Here is a 20,575-nt window from a genome sequence, read left to right as displayed (position 1 = left end):
TTTCTTGAAATTCCCGATTCCGTTTCGTTCTCTCTGTAGCTGCCGCGTATCGGTCGTGTCTTCAAACCGCCGGCAGCCTTCGTCTTCAACCCAGTCATCAACCGCCCGAACGCAAATCGGGTTCCAAGGAGTAGGAACATGTCATCTGACTTTCACATCAAGCTCGACGGCGTCAAGGGCGAGTCTTCCCACAAGGACCACAAGGACGAGATCGAGATCTCGTCGTGGTCGTGGAACGTGAGCAACGCCTCGGGCGCGGGCTCGGGCGGCGGCTCCGGCAAGGGCAAGGCCACACCTGGCGACTTCCACTTCGTGCACGCCTACGACAAGGCCTCCCCGGTGCTGGCCAAGAACTGCGTGGGCGGCAAGCACTTCAAGGACATGATCATGACCTGCCGCAAGTCGGGCGAAGGCCAACAGGAGTACCTCAAGGTCACGCTGAAGGAAGTCTTCATCTCCAGCGTGGCCCCCGGCGGCGCGCAGGGCGGCGACGTGCAGGAACAGGTGTCGTGCTCGTTCAAGGACATCGAGTTCGCCTACAAGGCGCAGGACGACAAGGGTGCAGCGGGCGGCGAAGTGAAGTTCGGCTGGAACGTGCCGACCACCGAAACGCGCTGACGGACGGCGGATTCGTCGAGTGCGGAATCAGGCGCGGCTGCCGCGCCCGGTCCGCTTCCTTTGCGTGTCCTCCACCGGAGCAATGCGATGGCATTCAGCACCCCCACCATTGGCGACAGCGGCGCGCTGCTCACCACCTACAACATCGACTGGTCGGTCGGCCGGATCGGCTCCAACACGCGTGAAGACGTGATGCTGGTACAGGCGCTGTTCAAGATCTTCTACTACGAGCTGATGGGCTTCAACCACGACTTCGACCCGCCGCCCGGCCAGACCGAAGTGATCGCCGTGGACGGCTACTACGGACCGGTCACGCAGAAGCACATCACGCACTTCCAGCAGCAGATGGTTGCGACCGGGCGCAAGGTCCTGGCGGACGGCATCTTCGACCCGTTCCGGGACCCCGGCACATCCAGCACGATCAGCCAGTCGCGCTACGCGCTCGACCTGCTCAACAACGGCTGCGCCAATTTCTGCAAGGAGCAGGGGATCGACAACTACACCAACCTGCCCAACCGGGAAGACATGCCGCTGTTGCTGCGCAGCGCATTGAAGCGGGTCAAGAAGACGGCCAGCAAGTACGCCTACGGCGCACCCGCGAGGGTTCCGGTCACGGGCGGCATCTGAGTCTCCGCCCCGCCCTCGGCAGCAACCAAGGGCCTGGAGCGATCGTCCGATGGACGGCGCTTCAGGCCCTTGTCTTTTGTTCGAAGCAATTCAAGAGTCAGTCGGCCGACGCAATGCTCTCTGGCAGCAGCCGCGTCGCATCGTCGCTCTCATCCTCGATCACCCACAGCGTGAGCGCCGTGTAGTTGTCGTGGCCCGGCTTGGCGTTGGCCTTCACCTGCGCGTCGATCAGCTCGGTCCACTGGCTGGGCGTGCGCGAGGCATGCAGCGTGTCGATCAGGCGCTCGTCGCCCAGCGGCTCCCACACGCCGTCGCTGCACAGCAGCAGCACGTCGCCTGGCAGCAGGCGCATGCGGTCGGACACGGCGATGTCGGGGGCCTCCTCGATCGAGCCCAGCGCCGACAGCAGCATGTTGCGCTGCGGATGCAGCCGCGCGCCCTCCTCGTCGAGCATGCCGCCGGCCACCATCTGCTGCACCAGGCTGTGGTCGGTGGTACGCGCCACGATGGCACCGCCGCGGAACAGGTATGCCCGGCTGTCGCCGCTGTGCACCCAGGCCAGCGCGTGGTCCTCGAGGTCGATGGCCGCGAACACGATGGTCGAGCGCATGCCCGCGAGCTTGCCGCCCTCGGCCTGCCGCGCCACCACGTCGACGTTGGCCTGCTCCACCAGCCGGCGCAGCGTGGGCTCGTCGAGCCCCGGCGCGGCCGAGAAGCCGCCCAGCACGCTGCTGCGCGCGGTGGCCGCGGCCACGTCGCCCCCGCCATGGCCGCCTGCGCCGTCGGCCACCAGGCAGGCGACATAGCGCTCGTCGTGCCAGTGGCCGTGGACGTCTTCGTTGTAGGTGCGGCCGCCCTGGCGGGAGAGCGTGACGATTTCGATTTCCAAGCGGGTGCCTCGCTGGTGATGCGGTGGTAGTTGTCGTCAGGCTTCGGACTTGAGGCGCGCCATCTGCTCTTCGTAGGCTTCGAGGAAGGCCTTGCCGAAGAGGCTGTGGAAGTCGTCTTCCGCCTCGCTCGCGATGCCACCGTAGAGCGACACGAACTGGTCCCAGAGCTTGGCCTTGCGGTTGGCGCTGAAGAGCGCGTCGAGCGCCGACTTCGCGCTGATCTTCTTCTCCAGCTCCGCCGGCTCGAAGCGCGCGATGACATGGGCCAGCGCCGCGCGCATGCCCACCATCACGCCGAACTGGTGTGCGCGCAGGTCGTTGTAGGCATCGCGCATCGCGGCCTCGGGCGGCATGAAGCCGCGCACGCCAGGGCCCAGCAGATGGGCCAGCGCCACTTCGACCGTGGGCGAGAACTTCAGCGGATTGTTGGCCTGCGACGCGATCATCGTGACCTCGGCGCGCACCTCGCGCTTGAACTCCTGGCGCGTGAGCAGCAGCTGCAGCGTGCCCTCGGTGGCACTGCGCAGCATCGCGCCGATGCGCTCCATCAGGCCGGGTGTGAGCATCTCGGGCGGCTGGTGCGTGCTGGCGAGGCCGCGCAGGAAGGCGGCGAGCAGTTCGTCGTCGGTGGCGGTGCGCGCGGGCGCTGCGGGGCGCGGGGCCGGCCGCGGCGACGCGGCAGGGGCCACGGGCGCGGGCGGCTCGAACGGCCTGGCGGAGCCCTCGGGGCCGCTGATGCGGATCGGCTGGCCCGTGACGTCGTCGAACTGCGCCATCGGTTGGGGCTGCGGCGATGGCGACGAAGGCGGCGTGATCGCCTTCGGCGGCATGAAGCCGAACTGGTCGATCGGAAGATGGTCGGAGCGCGGCGTGGGCGTGGGGGGCGCCGCTTGCTGCAGGGCCGCCAGCGGATCGGCATTGGAGGCGGTGTTGGGCTGCAGCAGCGGATCGGCCAGCGGCGACAGCGCGAGCGGATCGCCTCCGATGCCGCCACCGCCGCCCATGCCGCCGAACAGCTCGTCGATGCCCGCGGCCTTGCCGTGCGGGGGCGGTGCGCCGAGGTCGGAGAAATCGTCGAGCGCGCCAAGGCCGGCCGCGGGCGCGGACGACGGCGTGGGTCCGAGCAGGTTTGCGAAGGGATCGATCTGCGCGGCCTGCGCGTTGCGCGAGCCGCTTTCCATCGGGTCGGGGAACAGCAGCGAATCGGGCAGTGCTGCAGCGGGAGCGGACGCCGGCGCAGATGCAGCCGGCGCGGCCGGCGGCGCGAGGCCCGCCAGCAGGTCGGCGAAGGGGTCGTCGCTCGACGGTGCCGCAGTTGCTGCCGGCGCGGCGGCGGAAGGACCGCCCAGCACCGTGTTCGGGATGGCCAGCGACGGCGGCGCGGCGTCGGCCGTCACGCGCACCGCGAGCTCGAAGCTGCCGACCACCAGCCGTGCGCCATCGGCCAGCGCGACCTCCTTGCCCGAGCCCAGCGACACGCCGTTGCACTGCATCGGGTTGCTGCCGCGGTCGATGAGAAAGTACAGCCCGTCGCGGCACAGCACCTGGGCGTGCACCCGCGAAACCGTGCGGTCGGGGTCGACGAGCACGAGCGTGTTGGTGTCGGCACGGCCGATGGTGCCGCCATTGGGTCCGAAGTCCGCGGCGATAGACTGCCCCGCCGGAGCGCCTTGCCGGGTGATGACAGCGATATGGATCATGAATCGGCCCCTGTCGCCCGTCGCGAGCGAAACAACTCGAGGGAAGTATTCATTCCGGCCGGCACCTTGGCAATCTCGCCTAAAGAGGTATGCCGTCGCCGAGCCTGCGCTGCTGCCGCCACGCCGGCGCGCTGGTCGCGAACAGCGGCGCACGCGCGTCGAGCAACGCGAGTTGCAGTGCGGCCGCCACGCGTTGGCGCTGGAAGCCCTGGCGCAGCACGCCCGTGCAGCTGTCGGGCGAGAGCGGCTGCCCCATGAAGAGCCGCGTCCCGGGGGTGAAGCGCGCGCCGTTCTTCTGCCACCACGCGCGAATCTTGTCGACGTCGGGCCACGGCAACGCGATGTCCTCGGGCAGTTCCACGTTGTCGTCGTCGGGGTCCTCGGTCGGGCCGTCCTCGAAGCCGTCGGGCGGCGGGACCTCCATCTGCGCGAGGTTGAAGTCCACGCCCGTGATGGTGACGAAGGCCTCGGCCGCGATGCGCGCCGTGGCCGGCTGCGTCATCTGCTCGATAAGCCAGGGCACGTAGCGCGCGTCGCCGATGAAGCCCGAGCCGATGATGCGCAGACGCTGCGCCCCGGGCAGCGTGGCGCTGTCGAGCAGCAGCGCATGGCCGGGGGCGATCTCCATCGCCTGCAGCGCGAGCTGGAATGCGCGCGGCTGGCGCGGCCCGCTCTTCAGCGCGAAGGCGGCGAGCGCATCGAGCGCCTGCGCCCGGTCGCCGAGCAGTACCGCCGCCCACGCGGCCCAGAAGCGCAGTTCGGGCTTGGCCTCGCCCAGCAGCGACTGTGCTTGCGGCAACAGGTCGGCACGGCCCAGTTCGCCGGCTGCGCGCAGCGCGCGGATGCGCACGCTGTCGGGCGCACTCGCGAGCAGTTCGCCGAGCAGCGCGCCCGGGTCGCGCCGATGCAGCGCGCAGGCCGCCACGCCGAGCTTCTGCCGCAACGGCGAGGCATCGTCGAGCAAGGCCTTGACGCGGCCGCCCAGATGCTTCGGCTCGACCCAGCCGAGCGCGGAGATCAGGCCGGGCACGACCTCGGGCAGGTCTTCTCTTGCACGCTCAACCAGATCGTCGAAACGGCTGTCGACCGCTTCTATGGCGAGCACGGCGGCAACGAAGAAGTCCTCGGGGCCTTCGTTGTCGATGAGGGCCAGTGCATGCTGCCAGCCTTCTTCGCCGGCGACGCGCAGGCCGTCGATGTGGGCGGCGAGGCGTTCGTCGAGGTCGGCGAATTGCTGGGGCGAGTAGTTGGGGGCGTGGACTGCGCTGGTGCGCTGGAGCCAGAGAAAGGAGGCTTCGTCGGCGTGCTCGGCGAGGATGGATTCGATCACAGGCGCGGCGCCGCTCATACTTCGATCTCCACGTCGCGAATCCGCAATGCGTCGGCATGCGCCACGAGGAAGTGGGTAAGCAGGTCGAGGCAGGCCTCATGAGCTATCACGCCTTCGAGAAACCATTGGCAGGTGGTACTGCCGATCCGCATCGTCTGCGTGGCGCCAACGGTGGATTCACCCGGCAGGTACGGTTCCGGCGGCAGGCCGCCTTGCATAAGCGCGATCCAGCATTCGAAGCCTGCATCGAGCAGGTCTGATTGCTGCTCATCGGGTGGCGCATCCAGGTTAAGCACGACCACCAGTTGTTCGCCGAAACCCACGAAGTCGGGACGTTGCAGCATGAACGCTTGCTGCGGTTTGGCTGCGAGAGCCGAGGCAGCTTCACCGATCGCCGTTGCCCCGGCCTGTTGCCCGGCTGGGCCGAGCCATCGCAACGGCAAATCGCGCGCAAGCCGTCCCCATTCGCACATGCCGCGCAAAATTCGCAGCACCGCCGGATGAATTGCATCGGTATGCATGTGCACCAGCACCAGCGTGGGCGACGCCAGCTGCACAACTACCGGCACCGCCGCGACACCGGGGCCGAAGAAGCCCAACTGCATCGCGCGGGCGAAGTCGCGCGCGACGACGCGCACGAAGTCGAGCACGACGACGGCAGCATCGGCGCGGGTAGCCACGGAGAAGGTCAGCATGCGGCTCAATCCTCTTCGCCGAAGAATCGCGCGTACCACGCTTGTGATTCTTCGGGCGTCATGCCAGTGACGAGCAGGTTATCGATCCAGTCATCCGGCACGCGCAGCGGCGCGAGCACCTTGCCGACCGCTTGATACGCCGGCAACGCGTGCCCCCGATTGACATCACCCAGCTCAGGTTGCGTGCTGGCACGGATCAGCAAGCCGCGATCGTTTGCAATGGCCTGCACATTGATCGGAGGCGGCAATGCCGAGGCCAGCGCGTTGATGCCCCCCATTTCCGCAGCGCGGGCCTTGCCGAGAAAGGTCAACCAGCTCACTCCGAGAATGCCCAGGTCGGCAAAGCTGAAAAGACCGAGTGGCTTGCCGTAGGCGAGCCCCGGATAACGCGTAAGCCATCCCCGGTTGGCGCGTTCGAGCTCGCGCTCTGCCTCGCCATCACCGGTGTTCCAGTAGTAGGAGAATCCGCCATAACCGGAGTCGAAATCAACCAGTGCCAGCAGGCCCAGCACTCGTTCGACTGTTCGATCGGGCACATTGGCTTCGTCGAGCGGGAGGCATATGCGCAGCATGTGCCGCACCACGCGGTCGTCAGGGTCGCTCAGGTCTTCCTCGGAAAAAAACTGAAACGACGGCAACGCATAGTCGGCCGCGCTCGCACCGGAGTGCTGCTCCACCCCGAGCAGGTAGCTCGCGAGCGCCTTCCTGTCACCCAACATCTGTGCCACCTGATCATTGGCGGGACCGACGAGACGCTTCGCAGTCTTCATTACGTTGGTCTTGTACCAGCCGAGTGCCTGACCGTGATGTTCGCAGAAGGCACGGTGAAACTCTATGAACTGAGGCGCCAACGCGGCGCGAGGGACGGTGCAGAACACCAGGATTTCAAGACACGGTCGAAAATGCATGGCCGTGCTGGCGCCGTCGCCAAGGATCGTGTCGTTCATTCTTTGCTTCCTTGCATAGGTGGACCGCATTCAATCGCAAGCGCAGTCCGATTCTTCGATCTGCTGGTATTTGCCCGCATTCTTCGCCCCCAGCCGCTCCTTGGCCAGTTGTTGATTGGCCGTGGGCGTGTCGCCCTTGAACTTGACTTCGACGAAACTCTTGACGTTGTCGAAATTCGCCGGCTTGGCCGCATCCTTCAAGACCGTGAAATCAGGCCGAAAAGTAGTGCCCGGCGCACCGCGTCCAGCCGCCAGCCCGCGAAACAACGAACCCGGTGCCGGCAAGCCATTCGACAACGCCCGCCCTTCCGACATGATGCCGACGAAAGTGCCGCCGACTCGCTTGGCGATCTTCCAGGTCATCTCGACGAACAGGTCGAGCTTCTTCGGCTTGTAGAGTGGAAATCCGCTACTGAGCTTGCTCGCCACGCGGGACTGGAGGGTTGGGTATTTCTTCGACGGGATCGTGCCCTCGTCCGCTTCGTCACGCGTATCGCAGATGGCAGTGCAGATTTGATCCCCGAGTTCCTGCCCCAATGCTGCGACGATCACTGGGTTCTGCAGCACACCGCCTAGGTTGGCGGCGTTCTCCGCGTTGTGGAACATCTTGTCCGTAAGGCGGGTAGCGTTCTTGCCGTCCATCTTCACGTCGAAGGAATAGAGAATCCATGTCGCCTCCTTCATGAAGGTGCTGGACTTCACGCCACCGGCCACGCCCGCGTTGTCGCCGTTCGAGAGCGCGAATTTCGAGCCCTTGTTGGCGGCCATCGCCTTGTCGCCTTTGACGGTGGAGGTGCCGTTGCTTAGCGTGATCGAGTTCGCGATGTTGGGGTAGGGTACCGGCACCGGCCCGCCTGGGCTCGGGGTCTTGCAGACATCGGGAATGGTCGCGATGCTGACACCTGTGCTGAACTTGTGAACTAGCGACAGGCTCGTGCCGTTGACCCTGATGGAGACCGGCATGATTCATTCCTCGCCGAAGTCCATCGCGCAGATCAATGCGGCACCCCGCTCGCCCGACGCGGAACTGGCCCACACCATCGACCATCGCCCCTTGCCGTAGCGCTTGCGATGGCAGATCGCGGCGATGGCAATGTGCAACGGAACGCCTGCTGCGCCGATATCACCCCAGCAGTCGGCCGGGGCGACGAAATCGCTGGCCGCTCGGAAGCGATCACCCTTTCGCAGCACCGTGAAGCCGTACTCGTCGGCACGATAGGGTTCGCCGTTGAGGTCGCAGAAAACGTTGTGTACGCATTCCTCCGGGGGCAATCGCCCGAGCGCCCGTTCGAAGGCCTCGCTCAGGCCATCGCCCACGCACACCTCACCGGTCCCGATGAGATGGGCTTCCTGGGCGACGCCAATCCCCACCACTTCACCCCAGGCGTCGAGCTGCCGCGCTCGCGCGAAGTCCCGCGAAGCCAGCAGCAGCGCGCCAGCCGCCTCGCCAGGCACGAAGCCCCATGCATTGTTGTCGGCACCTCCGCCGTGGAGTTGCCCGCATGCCTCAATCCATTCGAGCGTCTCTGGTGCCAGGGTGGAATCGACGCCGCAGACGAGGCACACGTCGACGGCACCAGCAAAGCAGTCTTGCACGGCCGCCTCGAGCGCGAGATGTCCGCCAGCGTGGCCCGCTTCAAAGGCCCGCGCGGTACCGAAGCGCCCGGGATATCGGCGCGACACCCACGCCAACAAAGAACCGGCCAGGTCGTGGGGCCGGCCCGGACGCGTGGGCGGCAGCGCCAGCGCGAGACCGCATCGCACCGATACGTCGTCGGCCGTGGATAGCACTCGCAGCGCACCGTCGATAGCCGGCAGCAGCAGCGCGGCACAACGGTCTGCAACGCCAGCCGATGCATCGATCCAGGCTGCGCGGGCCACGCGCATCGGTTCACCGGCGGTATCGATCACGAACGGATGCTCGCCGAAACCGCAGACTCCTGCGCGTACCGCGGCAGCGCTCGCGAAAACATCGCGCCCCACCGGCGTGCAACCGCCCAAGCCTACGATGCGCAATCCGTCGCCGCTCATGCGAAATCCTCTGAAGGTGTCTCGCCCAGGCGAACTAGCTGCTTTTCGTAAACGCGCGTCTTCTCCAGCTTGTGGACCTTGGGGTGACAGGGCAACGCGCTATGCCACACCAGCGACACACGCGCCGCATCGGGCTCAACGATCACCGTGTGCAGGCGCGGCGGCTCGTGCCGCTGGCGCGCGCCATTCGAAAAGAAAGTTTCCAGTCCCAGCACCACCCTCGGCAGTTCGAAGCTCAGCTGCGCCGCATGCGGCGACAAATGAATCAGCACTACCGGCTCGCCACCCCGCAGAAACTGCGGCGCCTGCTGGTCCACAGGCGCACTCTGGTAATGCCGATCATCTAAGTCCACCGGCAGCAGCGGCAACCGATCTCGCTGCCACGCTTCGTCATACGTCCCCGCGAACCCCGCCCGCGGCTGCCAGTGGTTGCACAGCGGCCCAAACCCCGCGGGCTCCGGCCGGTCATTCCACGTCCGCACGCATTGATCCGGGTACTCGATGTTCGGCAGCCGCATGCCCTCCGCATGCGCGGCCTCGAGCGCGAAGCCGGTGCCCACGGGGTTGCGCACGTCGAACTGCGGATTCGGCGCATCGCGCGTCCATGGATCGACACCGCCGTATGCGCGCTCCCACACCAGCGGCATGGTGCTGAAGGGTTCGGGCTCCGACGGTGAGCCGCCCAGCCACACGCGGTCGCCCGTCACGCGCAGCCGCTTGGCGACAGGACCGACGCGCATGCCCACGTCGATCTGCGTCACCGGCACGCCACCGGGCGCATGCGCATGGCCGATCAGCAGCACGTCGGTCGTCTGCTTGGTGCGCACCAGGTCCATCTCGTAGAGCAGGCTCGGCTGGAGCGCGGACTCGTCGATGAAGACGGGTGCCTGCGCCACGGGCGGCTGTTGGGGCGCGATGCTCGTCTCGCCATCGAGCGAAATGTCGAAGCTGCACTTCACAGCCACGAGCCAGATCTCCGCCCCGTCGCGGTCGCGCACCCAGGTGCGTTCGGCGGCGTAGGGTGTGCGGTTGTCGAGCTGCCACATGGCACGCCTCTTCAGTTGATGCCGACGTACGCGCCCTTGACGCGGTTGGCGCCGCGCGAGCGAGAGAGCACGTAGTTGCCGTTGATCAGCACCTTGCCCGAGCGCGTGAGCACGATGCTGGCCTCCCCGCAGCGCAGCTCGATGCGCTCGCGCGCCTGCAGCACGACGCGTTCGCCGTCCACGCGTGCATCGAGCACCGGTGTTCCGCTGCGTGGCGGCTGCAAGCGCCCGACGATGACGGGATGCCGCACCTCGCCCTGCTCGAAGGCCACGACGATGGCTGCGCCCGCATCGCCGGGTGCCAGCCCCACGGTCGACAGCGCCTGCACCGGCGCCATGCCGTCGCCCAGCGTGACCAAGAAGCGCCCCTCGGCATCGAAGCCCGCGAAGGCGGCCACCGCCACGCCCTGGCCCGACAGTTTCGACCAGGCCGCCACGCTGTGCAGCACGCTGCGCGCGCTCTGGAGATCGGTGTGGTCTTCCACGGCTCAGTCCTCCCCCAGGTTGGAGCCCTTGATCTTGATCGAGCCCCCGGCCTTGAACGATGCAGTGCCGTCGGCCTTGATGGTGATCTTGGCGCCCTTGATGGTGATGCCGCTGGCATTCATGACGATCTTGCTGCCACCCGCCTTGAGCATGATGGTGGGCGCCTCGACCATGCAGATCGCGCCCGCCTTGATCTTGATCGGCCCCTTCGATGTCTCGGCGATCACCGCCGCCGACAGCTTGTGCGGGCCGCCCACGCTGATCGATTGCAGCGCGCCCACGTTCACTTTCTGCACGCCGCCCACGCTCACCATCTGTGCACCGCCAACGCTGACGGTCTGCACGCCCCCCACGTTGATGGCTTCGCCCGCGCCCACGCTGTGCATCCGGCCCGCCCCCACGGTGTGCGCCTCGGCCACCGAGATGGTGGTGGTCTGCATGCCGTTGACTGTGTGGCTGCGCCCGCCGTTGACCGTCACGGTCTCGCCGCCGTTGACCGTTTCGGTGCGGTGGCCCGTGATGACGATGGTCTCGGTGCCGCCCACGGTCTCGCTTCGGTTGGCGCCGATCGACACGGTCTGATTGACGCCCACGTGCTGCTTCTGGTTGTTGCCCACGCTTTCCGAGTCGTCCACGTCGATGGTGTCGGTGCGGCTGTTGTGCACAGTGGTCGTCTGGTTGTTCTCGACCGTGGTGTTCATGTCGTACTGGCCGTGGATGGTCACCTTCTCCTTGCCGGCGGTGTCGTCCATCGACAGCTCGTTGTAGCCCTTGCCCTTGTGTGTATTCGACTTGATGCCGCTCACCACGGCACCTGCCGGCAGGCCGAAGGGCGCCATCGACTCGCCGTTGTAGAAGCGCCCGATGACGATGGGCTGGTCGGGGTCGCCGTCGAGAAAGTCGACGATCACTTCCTGGCCGATGCGCGGAATGCTGATCGCGCCCCAGCTCTTGCCGGCCCAGGGATGCGACACGCGCACCCAGCACGAGCTGTTCTCGTCGTTCTTGCCGTAGCGGTCCCAGTGGAACTGCACCTTCACGCGGCCGTGCTCCTCGGTCCAGATCTGCTCGCCGCTGCGGCCCGTGACGATGGCGCTCTGGGGTCCGGGCATGGTCACGCGCGGCGTCAGGCGCGGCGGGCGCCAGGGCGTGTTCAACGGAATGAGCGTGAGCAGAAAGCTGCTGCTCGCGCGCTGGCCGGTGCGCAGCGCCGGCGTCTCGGCGATCAGGTCGCTCACCAGCTCGCCCAGCCCGGCGTTGACGGGGTCGTCGGCCAGCACCTCGTGCAGCACGCTGTCGATCGGCCGCTGGCCCTCGGGAAAGTTCGCGCCCTCGTAGCCGGGGTGGCTCGCGACGAAGGTACAGGCCGCGATCAGGTAGTCGCCGTCGCGCTTGCCGTCGGGGTCGCCCTTGAACGAGAAGCTGCGCCCGGCGGTCACGTCGGGCCAGCCGGTCAGTGCCCAGTGGCGTTGCCGCCGGCCGACCAGCTCGTCGAGCCGCAGCTGCGCGAGGTTGTCGGTGTCGTCGCCCGACTGATAGCCGCCCGGGAACTCGAACACTTCCAGGTCGGACAGCTCATGCGTGTCGGGGTCGCCCTTGTCCGCGTCCAGCTGCTTGCTGATGACCTTGAAGTCGCGATCGCGCGACGCGAATTTGCCCGAATCGAACTGCCGCGAGCTGACCCAGCGCGTGATTTCGTTGAAACGCCCCTCCGACGCGCCGCGCTCGACATGGTTCAGCGTGTCGGCAACCGGCAGTTTCTCGTGCGCCAGTGTGCTGGCGTCCGACAGATGCAGGGTGCCGGGCGCGTCGTGCGCGTCGAACCAGTAGTAGATGCCCTCTTCTTCCAGAAGGCGCGAAAGGAACTGGTAGTCGCTCTCCCGGTATTGCACGCAGTAGACGTGGGGTTCATGGCGCCCGACCACGCCGCCGGCCTTGATCTTCTTGAGGCTGCCGATGGGGCCGTCGTCCAGCACGGCGTCGATCACATCCAGTACCGGCTTGTTCTGCAGGATGCGCGCGTTGACGCGCTTGCTCAGCAGCCAGAACCACGAGCGCAGGCTGATGCGGTACTCGAGAAAGCGCCCGCTCTGCGACACGCGCGTGAAGCGCACGGCATGCCCCTGGCAGTGCCGCTTATGAGCGTCGCCGTCGGCATCGGCGAACTCGATCACGACATCGAAGGAGCGGCCCAGTATGTCCGCGGCATCGATGCTTTCGTTGTCGGTCAGCACGGTGAGTTCGTAGGCCGAGGGGCGCGCGAGCACCTCATGGCCCGCGATGCGCCAGAACATGAGCTTGTCGACGACGGGCGAATCGCCCTGGATGCTGAACTTGTGATCGGCCATGCCATGCACTCCCTCTTCGTGCTTCTTTGCGAACGATGCCGCTTCGCGGCCTCGCCGTGAAGCAGCCGTGTGGCCTATGGCGCCAGCAACAGCACCAGCGCCTGGCTCGGCACCGTGCGCACACCCGGGCAGTTCGTGCTGTTCTGCAGCGACACGCTGGTCAGCCGCGTGGCCGGCATGCCGCAGAAGAGCACGGTGAACGCCGCCGTCAGGTGCCGGCTCGGCCCCATCACCGTGCCCGAGGCCACGCCCATCAACACGCCGGCGTTGTCGCCGTTCGTCATCGGGATGGTGGTGCCAAGGTTGTGCGCCGGCATGCCCATGATCAGGATGGTCGGGCAGTTCGGGATCGCCATCGGACCCATCGCGATGTTGGGATAGGGCACGGGAATGGGCGACGGCGCGGCCGGCGTGATGCAGACGTCGGGGAAGCCCATGTCCATCCCCATCATCTGGCAGTTGGCGAACATGGCGCGCTCCTTCAACCGAAGTGGATCTGGCCGCCGCGCGCCTTGACGAGCTTCTCGCCGTTCACCAGCGCATGCTCGCCCGACAGGCGCAGCAACTGCTGCGCCTCGCATTCCACGTGCGTGGCCTGCACGCGGTCGATACCTTCTGTCGTGCGCAGGTGATGGCGGCTGAAGTGAGTGACCCGGTCGAACACGGTCGACAGCACCGCCCCCACCAGCTTGATCGCGGTACCGATGACGCGCAGGTTCCGGCCCATGAGCTCGGCGTCCTCGGCGCAGACGCTGGCCTTGTCCGTCTTCAGCGAGAACGCAGCCGCCTCCAGCGACAGCGTCGGCGCGGCCAGGCTCAGCGCGCCGCCCTCGACCGCGAACCGGGTATCGCCATGGCAGCTCAGCACGTTGGCTACGCCCTCTTCGCGCTGCAGCACCGCCAGCACCCAGACCTCGTCGGGCGCCACCAGCAGGCAGGCGACGGTGTCGCCGGCGGCCGGCTCGAGCAGGCAGCTCGCGGCGCGCCGGCCGCGCGCACGCAAGCCGCCACTGGCCACGCTGAAGCCTTGCGCGTCGCTGCCGGTGATCAGGCCGACGCAGCTTTGCGCCGGCGTGGCCGGCGAGGTGTCGCGCGCGGATGCGCGGCGGCGGGCAGAGGGAGTGATGGTGGTCATGGTCGTCTCCGGAAGATCAGGCGGTGGCTGTCCAGCGCTCGGCGCGGTCCAGCTCGGGGTCGGTTTCGAGCGCGCGGGCGCGGTCGGTCATCTGGGCGCCGGCCGCCTTCGCGCCATGCAGGCAGGTCCGCAGCATCGTGGCCTGGCGCAGGTCGGCGTTGACGAGGTCTGCGTGCCGGAAATCTGCGTAGGTGAGTTCGGCGCCCGCCAGGCTGGCACCCGCCAGTTGCGCATGGGCGAAATGGCATTGGTAGAGATCGGCGCCATCGAAGCGCGCCGCCGGAAAGCGGCCGCCCGTGAAGAGCGCCTGGCGCAGCCGGGCCTGCGAGAAGTTCGCCTGCTCGCCCTGCGCGTCGCAGAACAGCGCGTTGGGGCCGACCGCATGGCTGAAGTCGGCCCGGTCGAGGGTCGCGCCCTGGAAGTTGCATTGCCGCAGCGAGACGCCCGAAAAATTCGCCTCGCTGAGATCGGCAAAGGAAAACTGGCAGCCGTCGAGCGCCAGTCCCTCGAAGGACTTCCGGCGCAGCGCGGTCTTGCTGAACGTCGCGCGGGTCATGCGCGCGCCCGCCCAGGTGAGCTGCGACAGGTCGCACTGCAGCACGCAGGTATGTTTCCATTCGCTGCCGTCGGCGTTGACGTCGATCAGGGAACAATCCGTGAACACCGCAGACTCGAGCGCGGCTTCCGACAGGCTCGCATGGTCGAGCCGGCAGCGCGAGAACGTCGCCATGCCCATCCAGGCCTGCGCGAACTGGGCATGGCTCAGGCTGCATTCGCTGAAGGTCGCGCCATGCAGGTGTGCGTTGCGGAAATCCGCGTGGGCCAGCTCACACTGGTTGAACACCGCGCGACGCAGATTGGCGCCGTTGAACATCGCGCCCGTGAGGTGGCAGCGGTCGAACACGCTTTCGCGGCCATCGGCTTCACGGAGGTCGACTTCGTCGAGCTGCGCCTTCGTGAACACGCCGCCGCCGATGAAGGTTTTCGCGAAGCGGCCCTTGCGCAGGTCGAGCCCGTCGATGGGCTCTCCCATGCCGATGGCGAGCGTGAGGTGTTCGGCTTTCACTGGGTGTCCTCCGTCGCCCCGTTCAGATCGGGTGGGCCGCTGCATGGCGCGCCTGCTGCTCGGGCGTGAGCCGCGGCCAGGTGCGCACCCGCTCCAGCAGCGCGCCATCGAATCGCACGTCGCCGTCCAGCTTCGTGCGGGAGATGTCGGCGCCGAAGAAGTTGGCGTTGCGCAGATCGGCGCTGCGCAGGTCGGCATGCTGCAGCATGGCGTCCTTGAAGTTCACGCCCGCGAGGCGAGCCCCGGTCAGCACCGCCTTGCGCAGCAGCGTGCCTTCGGCAACGGCCAGGCGCGCGTCGCAACCCGCAAGGCGCGCCGCACCGAGGTTCGCGCCGTTTAACTGCGCCCTGACCAGCGTGCACCCGCGCATCTCGACCTCGCCCAGGTTGGCGCCGCGCAGGCTGGCCCGCGACAGGTCGGCTTCGGTGAGCGAGCAGTCCTTGGTGAAGACCGCGCCATCGAGTTGGGCGCCGGCCAGCCGTGTGCGGTCGAGCCGGCAGGTGACGAAGCTGGCGCCGGCCATCCGCGCACCGCGCAGGTCGGTCTCGCTCAGGTCGCACTCGACCAGCGTGGCGCCCGCAAGGTTCGCCTCGCCGGCCTGCAGCCCCCGCATGTCGAGCTTGTAGAACAGGTTGTTGCCGGCTTCGACACCGCTCCAGTCGGCCGGGCCCCACGTGGTCTCGAGCAGATTCGCGCCAGCGATGTCCGCGCGCCGCAGGCTGGTCTGCGCGAGTTGGCAGTGCATCAGGACGGCGCCCTGGAGTTGGGCCTGGTCGAACACCGCGCCCGCCAGCCGGGCACGGCCCAGGTTGGCATGGGTGAAGGTGGCACCGATGGCGATCGTGCCCTGCAGCCCGGCATGCGCGAGCACGGCCCGCGTGAAGTTCGCACCGGACACGTTCGAACCCTGCAGGTTCGCGCTCTCGAGCCAGGCGTCGGTGAAGTCGACGTCGCGCAGATCCAGCGCCGACAGGTCGGCACCGGTGAGGTCGATGCCGGGAAAGCTGCGCAGCCCCTTGCCCAGCATCCATTGCATCAGGGAGCGCCCGCCGGCCGCCACCTCGCCTTGCTGCACATAGGCCGGCGGCTGGAGATGCGCCCCCTGCAGGTAGCCCAGGCGCTCGGCGCCTTCGCGCTGGGCCAGTTGCCGGGCGACGACGCGCTGGTCGAAGGCCAGGCCCTCCGCGCGCTGCGCGTCGAGTTCGGCCAGATGGGCTTCGGCGTTGTAGCGTGGCGGCCCGCGGTGCGCGAGCTTCGCCATGTCGACCTGGCCCGCCTCTTCCATGTCGAGCACGCGCTGGACCTGCCCGACCATCTCCTCGATCGCGGCCCAGCGCGAGGCCTCGGCCTCCTGCTGCCTGGCCTTGAGGTAGGCCGGGAGCTCGGCCATGCTGCGTTTCTTCTCGGGCGGCGGCAGCACCATGCCCAGCGCGTCCGGGTCCTTGCCCTGCGCGCGCAGGGCCTCGCGCGCAAGGGCGATGTCGACCTCTGCGCGCTGGCGTTGCGCCTGGCCCTGCAGTCCCTCCATCGCGAAGGCCTGTTCGGCCTGCTCGGCCTCCGGGTCGCGGGTGTCGATGCCTTCGGGCAGCAGGTCCGTGTCGTTCAGCGCCTCGAGGCCGCCGTGCTTCGGATCGCTGCGCCGGGCCAGCACGTCGATGTAGTGCGCGTCGGATTTGGGGGCACCCAGCCGCTCGACCGCGCCGAGCAGGTGCACGATGTCGGCGCCATCGTCCTCCGCGCATTCGGCCATCCCATGGAACACCAGCACCAGACGCTCCGCATGCGGGAAGAACCACACGGTGGTGAGCCGCATCGGCACCTCGCGCAACTTGTGGTCGCCGGACGCGCCCCGCGCGTAGTTGACGAAGGTGCGCACGCGCAGGCCCGGCAACCGGCCCTCGATGTGGCGCTGCGTCGGATGCAGGTTGTCGAGCGCGTAGGGCTCGTCCCCGCGCAGCGCTTCGCCGAGCCACTGGTCCTTCGGCGCCATGTTGAAGTGCTTCCAGTCGAGGTCCGGCGGAAAGCCCGGCGCATGCGTCTTGAGGTAGTCCGCGTCGTAGCTTCCGCGGTACGCGATGCGCTGCGGATGCGTCGCATCGAGCGGTCCATAGCCGGCCGGCACCACCTCGGACCGTGGCGACAGAACGCGCGAGCCCGGCAGTTCGAGGTTCGGCAGGAAGCGCACGCCTGCGTCAGCCGTGCGCCCCTTGCCCAACGGGTTCGGCGCGAAGTCGCTGCCGCCATAGGCATTGGCCCAGTCGAGGTCGATCTTCCCGGGCACTGCCGCCGGTGCGGCGCGCGGCTCGTCACCGTCCCACCACCGGTCGCCGAAGGCGAGCACGGTCTTCTGCGTTCCGGCGAGCCGGACCCGCACGGCGCAGTCCGGCGACGAGCCGGCCGGGTCGGGCCAGGCATGGCCGTGCACCAGGAACTCGGGCGTGAGCTTCGCCACGCCTTCGTCGAGCAGCGGCAGGGTCATCTCGCGGCCCACGAAGTTCCACATCGACTGTTCGCCCCAGAGCCGTCCGCTTGCGCCTTGCTCGAACGGCAGGTACAGGCAGTGCGTGACGCACAGGCCGTAGCGTTTGCGGTATTCGATCGCGCGGCTCGAGAAGCCGAGCGACATGGGCTTGCAGACCTGCATCAGCTGCCCACCGGATTGGAGCCACCGCTGCCGCCCTGGGGACCGGGAGACTTGCCCGCAGCCGGCATGGCGGCATCCCACGCCTTGTCCGCGGCTTCGCCGACGCCCTTGGTGTGGTCGTCCACGAACCCGGCGGCCTTGGTCGCCGCACCCGGCAGGTAGTTGCCTCCCAGTTGCGAGCCAACCGCGGCACCCGCCGCGGCGCCGAGCGGCCCACCCGCCACGAATCCCACCGCCGCACCCACGCCAGCCCCGACGGCCGTGCCGACTTGCCGCTGCCGGCGGTCCGCGCTGTCGGCCAGGGCATTGAGCTTGGTCTGCAGCCCCGGCAGTTCGGGAATGTCCTTGGCGGCATCGCGCAGCGCCTGCGCCGCATCGGCGTACTGCTTCATGGTCGCCGCGGCATCGCCGAGGCCGAGCACGCCCGCCACCAATCCGCCCAGCGCACCGACCACGGCCGCGCCGGCGGCCCCGCCCGCGCCGGCACCGGGCTGGATGATCTTGACGGCCGTGCACTCGATGTCGGCCGGCGTGTTGGTGAGGTCCAGCGCGGCCACGTTGTGCATCTGCAGCGCGGCGCAGTTCTCCATCTGGATCGCCAGCGCGTTGTCGATGCTCACGCCGAGGAAGTTGCTCATCTGCAGCCCCATGAAGGTGCTGCGCGCCATGCCCATGTTGGCTTCGCTGGACGACCCGATGTAGCCGCTCGAGTTGGAGCCCAGCACCGTGGTGTTGGAGCCCATCGAGGTCGCATTGATGTTCGCGTAGGCCATCAGGTCGATGTCGGCGCCCGCCACCAGCTTGATGCCGGCGCTCGATGCGATGGTGTGCGAGCCGGTTGCGACGTCCTTGCGTGCGCCCCCCGCCGTCACGCTGATGTCGCCTGATGCGCCGAGCTTGGTCGCCGAAGTGGTGACGCTCATTTCGCCCGTGGTGACGGCCAGCGAGGCCGAGCCGTGCACTACCGGGCCCGACACGCCGATGGTCTGGCCGACGCCGACGGTGCGGAGTTCGCCGAGCACCGACACGTCGGTACGGAAACCCTTGGTCTGGGTGAGCAGGTTGCCGGTCACCAGCAGCGCATAGTCCTTGCCGATCTTGCTGGTGTTGTAGCCGTGGATCTCCACGTCCTGATTCTTGCCCACCACGTGCGTCTCGAATTTCTTGACCGTGACGTGGCGATCGTTCTCCACCGTGAGGCTCTGGTCGTGGCCGACGCTGGTGGAATCGTCCACCTCGACCGAGGTCGACATGTTGCGCTCGGCATGGATGTTGACCAGCTCGGAGCCCTTCTGGTCCTCGAACATGATCTCGTTGTAGTTCGAGGGGCTGCCGCCCGGCGTCGAGCGCGTCCTGAAGCCGCTCTGCGTGGCCGACTTGTAGGGAATGCCTTGCTCGTCGTTGTAGACGCGGCCCACGATGATCGGCCGGTCGGGGTTGCCGTTGATGAAGTCGACGATCACTTCCTGGCCGATGCGCGGCGCGAAGTAGCCGCCCCATCCCTTGCCGGCCCAGGGCTGCGAGACCCGCACCCAGCAGGTGGACTTCTCGTCGCTCTCGTCGTAGCGGTCCCAGAAGAAATGCACCTTGACGCGGCCGAACTCGTCCACGTCGTGCTCCTTGCCCTTGGCACCGACCACGATGGCGGTCTGCGGCCCCGGCATGACCACGCGCGGCGTGAGGCGCGGTGGACGGAACGGCATGTCCATGGGCAGCACCGTGAGCAGGAAGGCGCAGCCGCCGCGCACGTCGGGCATGCGCGCAATCAGCGCCTCGAGGACGGCGCGCGTGTCGGCACCGACGGCGTCGTCGTCCAGTGCCTCGCGCAACGTGAGCGCCAAGGGCTCGGGAGCGTCGCCGATGTGCAGGCCCTCGTAGCCCGGATGGCTCGCGACGAAGGTGCAGGCCGCGATGAAATAGTCGCCGTCGCGCGTGCCGTCGGGGTCGCCCTTGTAGGCGAAGCTGCGGCCGGCGGTCACGTCGGGCCATGCGGTGAACGCCCAGTGCCGGTCGCGCCGTGCACCCAGCTCCTCGGCGCGCACCTTGGCGCTGCTCTCGGCATCCTCGCCGCTGAAGTAGCCGCCCGGAAAATCGAAGGCCTCGAAATCCGCCAGTTCGTGGTCGTCGGCCGCGTCGACGTTGGCACCCAGCGTCTTGTTGATGGCCTTGAAGTCGCTGTCGCGGCTCGCATGCTTGCCGGTGTCGAACTGGCGCGCGCTGACCCATTGGGAAATCTCGTTGAAGCGCGCCTCGCTCGCATTGCCGGCCATGTGGTTCAGCGTGTCGGCCACGGGCAGTTTGTCGTGCGCGATGTCGCTGGCGTCGGACAGATGCATCGTGCCGGGCGCGTCGTGCGCATCGAACCAGTAGTAGATGCCCTCGTCCTCGAGCAGGCGCGACAGGTAGCGATAGTCGCTCTCGAGGTGCTGCACGCAATAGCGGCGAGGCTTGTGGGCACCGATCACCTTGCCCGGCTTGGTCTTCTTGAATCGCTTGATCGGGCTGTCCTCGAAGACGGCGTCGAGCACCTCGAGCACCTTCTTGTCCTGCAGGATGCGAGAGTTGCTGCGCTTGGTCAGCAGCCAGAACCACGAGCGCAGCGCGATGCGGTACTCGAAGTAGCGGCCGGCCGCCTGCACGCGCGTGAAGCGCACCGCATGTCCCTGGCAATGCCGCTCGTGCGTGCCGCCATCCGAATCCAGGAATTCGATCACCACGTCGAAGGCACGCCCGAGGATGTCCTTCGCATCGATGGCCCGGTTCTTCGAGAGAACCGTGAGCTCGTAGAACGACGGGCGTGCGAGCGCTTCATGGCCGACGATGCGCCAGAACATCAGGTCGTCCTTGGCTGGGGAGTCGGTCTCTATGCGGAACTCGTTGTCGGCCATTTTTTTCTCTTTGGAACTTATGGGCGCTTGTTCGGGGTGCGTGCACAGGCCACCGGGTACTCCCCTGCGCGAATGTCCCCCGGGCTTCGCCCTCCTCCTTTATTTCGCTGCGGGGAGCACCCGG

General features: G+C 67.6%; 17 protein-coding genes. 2 read left to right on the top strand and 15 right to left on the bottom strand.

Going from position 1 to position 20,575, the window contains the following annotated elements; genetic code table 11:
- Nucleotides 1–138 precede the first annotated feature (138 nt).
- Together PMI12_RS08070 and PMI12_RS08065 are read left to right on the top strand one after the other, a co-directional pair.
- On the top strand, nt 139–618 hold the full coding sequence (locus PMI12_RS08070; RefSeq protein ID WP_007830926.1) for an Hcp family type VI secretion system effector: 480 nt from the start codon (nt 139–141) through the stop codon (nt 616–618).
- A gap of 87 nt (nt 619–705) precedes the next feature.
- Nucleotides 706–1,245 carry a peptidoglycan-binding domain-containing protein gene (locus tag PMI12_RS08065; protein ID WP_007830924.1) on the top strand — a complete coding sequence of 180 codons (540 nt, stop codon included), beginning with the start codon at nt 706–708 and terminating at the stop codon, nt 1,243–1,245.
- Between the two features lie 97 nt (nt 1,246–1,342).
- Here the strand turns inward: PMI12_RS08065 and PMI12_RS08060 are convergent, their stop codons facing one another.
- The 15 genes from PMI12_RS08060 to PMI12_RS29560 all read right to left on the bottom strand — a co-directional run bounded on the left by PMI12_RS08060 (nt 1,343) and on the right by PMI12_RS29560 (nt 20,451).
- Nucleotides 1,343–2,134, bottom strand: a complete 792-nt coding sequence (locus tag PMI12_RS08060; RefSeq protein ID WP_007830922.1) for a PP2C family protein-serine/threonine phosphatase — start codon at nt 2,132–2,134, stop codon at nt 1,343–1,345.
- Nucleotides 2,135–2,170: 36 nt separating this feature from the next.
- Nucleotides 2,171–3,835 (bottom strand): type VI secretion system-associated FHA domain protein TagH, encoded by a 1,665-nt coding sequence (gene tagH, locus PMI12_RS08055; protein WP_007830920.1) that lies wholly within the window; start codon nt 3,833–3,835, stop codon nt 2,171–2,173.
- 79 nt (nt 3,836–3,914) lie between these two features.
- Nucleotides 3,915–5,183: a TIGR02270 family protein gene (locus PMI12_RS08050; RefSeq protein ID WP_007830918.1), complete on the bottom strand. Its 1,269-nt coding sequence runs from the start codon at nt 5,181–5,183 to the stop codon at nt 3,915–3,917.
- Entirely contained in the window at nt 5,180–5,860 is a 681-nt protein-coding gene (locus PMI12_RS08045; RefSeq protein ID WP_007830916.1) for a hypothetical protein, read from the bottom strand. The genes PMI12_RS08050 and PMI12_RS08045 overlap by 4 nt, the downstream gene beginning before the upstream one ends.
- 5 nt (nt 5,861–5,865) lie before the next feature.
- Nucleotides 5,866–6,807: a type VI immunity family protein gene (locus PMI12_RS08040; protein ID WP_007830914.1), complete on the bottom strand. Its 942-nt coding sequence runs from the start codon at nt 6,805–6,807 to the stop codon at nt 5,866–5,868.
- A gap of 30 nt (nt 6,808–6,837) precedes the next feature.
- A complete protein-coding gene (locus PMI12_RS28035; protein WP_007830908.1) occupies nt 6,838–7,770 on the bottom strand; it encodes a PAAR-like domain-containing protein in 933 nt (310 codons plus the stop codon).
- A gap of 3 nt (nt 7,771–7,773) precedes the next feature.
- Nucleotides 7,774–8,838, bottom strand: a complete 1,065-nt coding sequence (locus PMI12_RS08030; RefSeq protein ID WP_007830907.1) for a beta-ketoacyl synthase N-terminal-like domain-containing protein — start codon at nt 8,836–8,838, stop codon at nt 7,774–7,776.
- Nucleotides 8,835–9,884, bottom strand: coding sequence for a DUF2169 family type VI secretion system accessory protein (locus PMI12_RS08025; RefSeq protein WP_007830906.1), 1,050 nt, complete (start codon nt 9,882–9,884; stop codon nt 8,835–8,837). Before PMI12_RS08025 ends, PMI12_RS08030 begins: the two co-directional genes overlap by 4 nt.
- Before the next feature lie 11 nt (nt 9,885–9,895).
- Nucleotides 9,896–10,369, bottom strand: coding sequence for a DUF6484 domain-containing protein (locus PMI12_RS08020; protein WP_007830904.1), 474 nt, complete (start codon nt 10,367–10,369; stop codon nt 9,896–9,898).
- A gap of 3 nt (nt 10,370–10,372) precedes the next feature.
- The gene (locus PMI12_RS08015; protein ID WP_007830902.1) at nt 10,373–12,718 is read right to left on the bottom strand and encodes a type VI secretion system Vgr family protein; all 2,346 of its coding nucleotides are present in this window, start codon (nt 12,716–12,718) and stop codon (nt 10,373–10,375) included.
- Between the two features lie 74 nt (nt 12,719–12,792).
- Complete coding sequence (locus PMI12_RS08010; protein WP_007830901.1) at nt 12,793–13,188, bottom strand: DUF4150 domain-containing protein; 396 nt, start codon at nt 13,186–13,188, stop codon at nt 12,793–12,795.
- 11 nt (nt 13,189–13,199) lie between these two features.
- Nucleotides 13,200–13,853, bottom strand: coding sequence for a DUF3540 domain-containing protein (locus tag PMI12_RS08005; RefSeq protein ID WP_007830900.1), 654 nt, complete (start codon nt 13,851–13,853; stop codon nt 13,200–13,202).
- A 16-nt stretch (nt 13,854–13,869) separates the two neighbouring features.
- A complete protein-coding gene (locus PMI12_RS08000) occupies nt 13,870–14,919 on the bottom strand; it encodes a pentapeptide repeat-containing protein (protein ID WP_007830899.1) in 1,050 nt (349 codons plus the stop codon).
- A 22-nt stretch (nt 14,920–14,941) separates the two neighbouring features.
- Nucleotides 14,942–17,563, bottom strand: coding sequence for a DUF2169 family type VI secretion system accessory protein (locus PMI12_RS07995; RefSeq protein ID WP_007830897.1), 2,622 nt, complete (start codon nt 17,561–17,563; stop codon nt 14,942–14,944).
- Entirely contained in the window at nt 17,563–20,451 is a 2,889-nt protein-coding gene (locus PMI12_RS29560) for a type VI secretion system Vgr family protein (protein ID WP_007830891.1), read from the bottom strand. Before PMI12_RS29560 ends, PMI12_RS07995 begins: the two co-directional genes overlap by 1 nt.
- Nucleotides 20,452–20,575 lie beyond the last annotated feature (124 nt).

This window comes from Variovorax sp. CF313 (genome assembly GCF_000282635.1).
In the GTDB taxonomy this organism is placed as follows: domain Bacteria; phylum Pseudomonadota; class Gammaproteobacteria; order Burkholderiales; family Burkholderiaceae_C; genus Variovorax.
Note: the sequence above shows the minus strand (reverse complement) of the source record. Positions and strands in the feature narration are given on the sequence as shown.